This is a genomic window from Skermanella sp. (assembly GCF_059503625.1).
On sequence record NZ_JCACHA010000280.1, the window covers coordinates 1 to 3,035 of the forward strand.

A 3,035-nucleotide genomic window follows, 5' to 3' on the forward strand; every position below is an offset into this window, starting at 1 on the left:
TCAGTCAACTACACCATACCTCAACCGGAAGTGTGGCAGGGTAGTGCTAAAGCGACCTACATGGCGAAAGTATTCGCACAGGTCGATCTCTTCGGCCCTTGGTATAATGCGCCACTAAGCCTGGAGCGGAAGGCGAAACCAGGGGCTTCCGATCACAGCTCCATGATGCCGCTTTTCATCATGCCGGCATGGCCCTGCTCTGGAGCGATTCGTTCCCGCAGGCGGGGGATCGACGTCGTTTCGCGACCCAAGGTCCAGACGAGTGCCGATGAGAAAAGAAGTTCCAAAAACCGGTATCATCATCCCTAAAGTCATAAGCTGTTTGCGCAATGAAATTGCAGACTTGCTACTTACCACCGCTGCGGCAAATTGCACCAACCGCTAACTCGATCAGAGTAATACCTTTCGGCTACCAGCCCACTTCAAGGTGAAACGGGCTGAAAGGAGTCCATTCATCATGCGCGCAACCACTACACTGGCCCTTGCATTCCTGCTGAGCGCCTCGGCCATCGGCATTGCCGTCGCCGGCTCAAGGGATGAGCCGATCGATCCCATCCAGCCGATCAAGGGCGCCAACCAGGCTCTGGTCGAGCTCGGCGGAAAGCTCTACTTCGACACCCGCCTGTCGAAGTCCGGATTTATTTCGTGCAATTCTTGCCACAACCTGTCCATGGGCGGCACCGACAACCTGAAGACCTCGATCGGCGACCGGTGGCAGCAGGGTCCGATCAATGCGCCGACGGTGCTGAACTCCAGCATGAACGTCGCGCAGTTCTGGGACGGTCGCGCCAAGGATCTGCAAGCCCAGGCGGGCGGCCCGATCGCCAATCCGGGCGAGATGGCGTCGTCCCATGCGCTTGCCGTCGAGGTGCTACAGTCGATCCCCGGCTATGTGGCCGAGTTCAAGGCGGTCTTCGGGTCGGACAAGATCGACATCGGGGAAGTCACCAAGGCCATCGCTGCCTTCGAGGAGACGCTGGTGACCCCGAACTCGCGCTTCGACAAGTGGCTGAAAGGCGACGAAAAGGTGCTGACCAAGGTCGAGCTGGAGGGCTACGGTCTGTTCAAGGACAGCGGCTGCGTCGCCTGCCACAATGGCCCGGCGGTTGGAGGAAACTCGTTCCAGAAGATGGGTGTGGTCGAACCTTATACGGCGTCGAGCCCGGCCGAGGGCCGCGTGGCGGTCACCAAGGACGAGGCCGACCGCTTCAACTTCAAGGTTCCGACGCTGCGCAACGTCGAACTGACTTACCCGTACTTCCACGACGGCGAGGCCGCCACACTGACGCAAGCCGTCGACACCATGGCCCGCATCCAGCTCGGCCGGTCGTTCACCGCGGACGAAAACGCCAAGATCGTGGCTTTCCTGAAGACCCTGACCGGCGAGCAGCCCGGCTTCAAGCTGCCGATCCTCCCGCCGTCGTCCGACACGACCCCGCGTCCGACCCCGTTCGGGAGCTAAGCGGCGAACGGATCGTGCTGGCGGGATTCGATCTCGATGCTGCCTTGAGATGAATGACAGCCGACCTTGTCATCCAGCCAATGTCATCGGTCGAAACTCAACTCTTGGTCAGCATCAGCGTTCCCTGCCTGGCGATCTTGCCGGTGATCTTTTCCGCCAGCATGGCAAGCATCCAGGGCAGGTCCACTTCCAGCCGGACTTCGTTGTCGCCGACATCGACCCGGCCGCTGATCGTCTGGGCCATGACGGCCACGTCGAAAGCCAGCCGGTCGTCGGTCCAGCGGTCATCGACCGTGGCGCCGACGCCGGAAAGCTGGGAGCGGACCTGCCCCATGCCGTCCTGAAGGCGCCGCCTCGCCTCCTCGCGGCCGAGCTGGTGGGGGATGGTGACGACCACGGGCTTTCGCATGTCTCATAATCCTCGGACTGTTTCTCCATAGGTACGGAGTCTGGGGGCCGATTTACAGAGGTACCGGAATTTTGGGACTTTTCCGGGGGTTGGAGCATTAAGGAAGAAGGAAGATCAGCAGAACGGTAATGCCATGGGCTCGCGCGGTACTCTCAGGAGATGGGGTACTCTCAGGAAATGGAAGAGGGCGGCGACCCGCATCCTTGACCTTGCGGCCCGGCCTGTCCGGACGGCCCATGGCAAGCGCGGCATCGTCCTCCAGCCCTACCGGGGCTACGGATCGCGGGAGGAAGTCTTCCTGATCGGCCGGGTGTTCCGGCAGTCCTGGACGGGACAGGGCGGCGACGAGGAGGATCTGGCCGGCCATCTGCGCGACATCGGCCGCAGGATCGTCCGCCGCTCCGTCGCCGGTGCCACGGTGCGCGCCCGGTTCGGCGGCGCCGAGCAGCGGGCCGTGACCGACCGCGACGGCTATTTCCGGTTTCACCTCAAGGTCCGGGAACTGACGCCCAGCGACGACTGCTGGCACGACATGGATCTGGTGCTGGAGCAGCCGGAGCCGGTGGCCGCGACGGCGCAGGTCTTCATCCCGCCGCGTCACTGCCGGCATGTCGTGATCAGCGATATCGACGATACCGTGATGTTCACCGGCGTCGCCGGCAAGCTGAAGATGATGTGGCGGCTGTTCGTCCAGGATGCGGAAAGCCGTGTCGCCTTCCCCGGCGTGGCGGAGCTTTACCGGGCGATGCATGCCGGACCGTCGGGCCACGAGCGTAACCCGATGCTCTATGTATCCCGGGCGCCGTGGGGCATCTACGACGTGCTGGACGAGTTCTTCCGGATGCACAACATCCCCGTCGGCCCCATGCTGTTCCTGCGGGAATGGGGCGTCACCTGGAAAAGTCCGCTGCCCCGCAAGGCCGAGGACCACAAGCGCGAGCTGATCGGCAACATGCTGGCGCTCTACAAGGACCTGCCTTTCGTCCTGATCGGCGACAGCGGCCAGCACGATCCCGAAGTCTACCGGCAGATCGTCGACGAGTATCCGGGCCGGGTGACGGCGGTCTATATCCGTAACGTCTCGCGCGACGAGACGAGGATCCGGGAGATCGAGGATCTGGCGAAGGCCGTGACGGCGGCGGGGAGCGGCATGGTGCTGGCGGC

The 3,035-nt window shown here is 62.9% G+C and carries 4 protein-coding genes; 3 read left to right on the forward strand and 1 reads right to left on the reverse strand.

The window, feature by feature from the left end; all coding sequences use genetic code 11:
• Both AC5JJ6_RS06530 and AC5JJ6_RS06535 read left to right on the forward strand, forming a co-directional pair.
• Nucleotides 1-309: hypothetical protein (locus AC5JJ6_RS06530; protein ID WP_496041261.1), on the forward strand; the 309-nt coding region annotated here is incomplete at its 5' end.
• A gap of 148 nt (nt 310-457) precedes the next feature.
• Nucleotides 458-1,462, forward strand: a complete 1,005-nt coding sequence (locus AC5JJ6_RS06535; protein ID WP_496041262.1) for a cytochrome-c peroxidase — start codon at nt 458-460, stop codon at nt 1,460-1,462.
• Between the two features lie 97 nt (nt 1,463-1,559).
• Here the strand turns inward: AC5JJ6_RS06535 and AC5JJ6_RS06540 are convergent, their stop codons facing one another.
• Nucleotides 1,560-1,871 carry a polyhydroxyalkanoic acid system family protein gene (locus AC5JJ6_RS06540; protein WP_496041263.1) on the reverse strand — a complete coding sequence of 104 codons (312 nt, stop codon included), beginning with the start codon at nt 1,869-1,871 and terminating at the stop codon, nt 1,560-1,562.
• 133 nt (nt 1,872-2,004) lie between these two features.
• Between AC5JJ6_RS06540 and AC5JJ6_RS06545 the strand changes: the two genes are divergently transcribed.
• Nucleotides 2,005-3,035 (forward strand): App1 family protein phosphatidate phosphatase (locus AC5JJ6_RS06545; protein WP_496041264.1); only part of this gene is annotated, 1,031 nt, incomplete at its 3' end.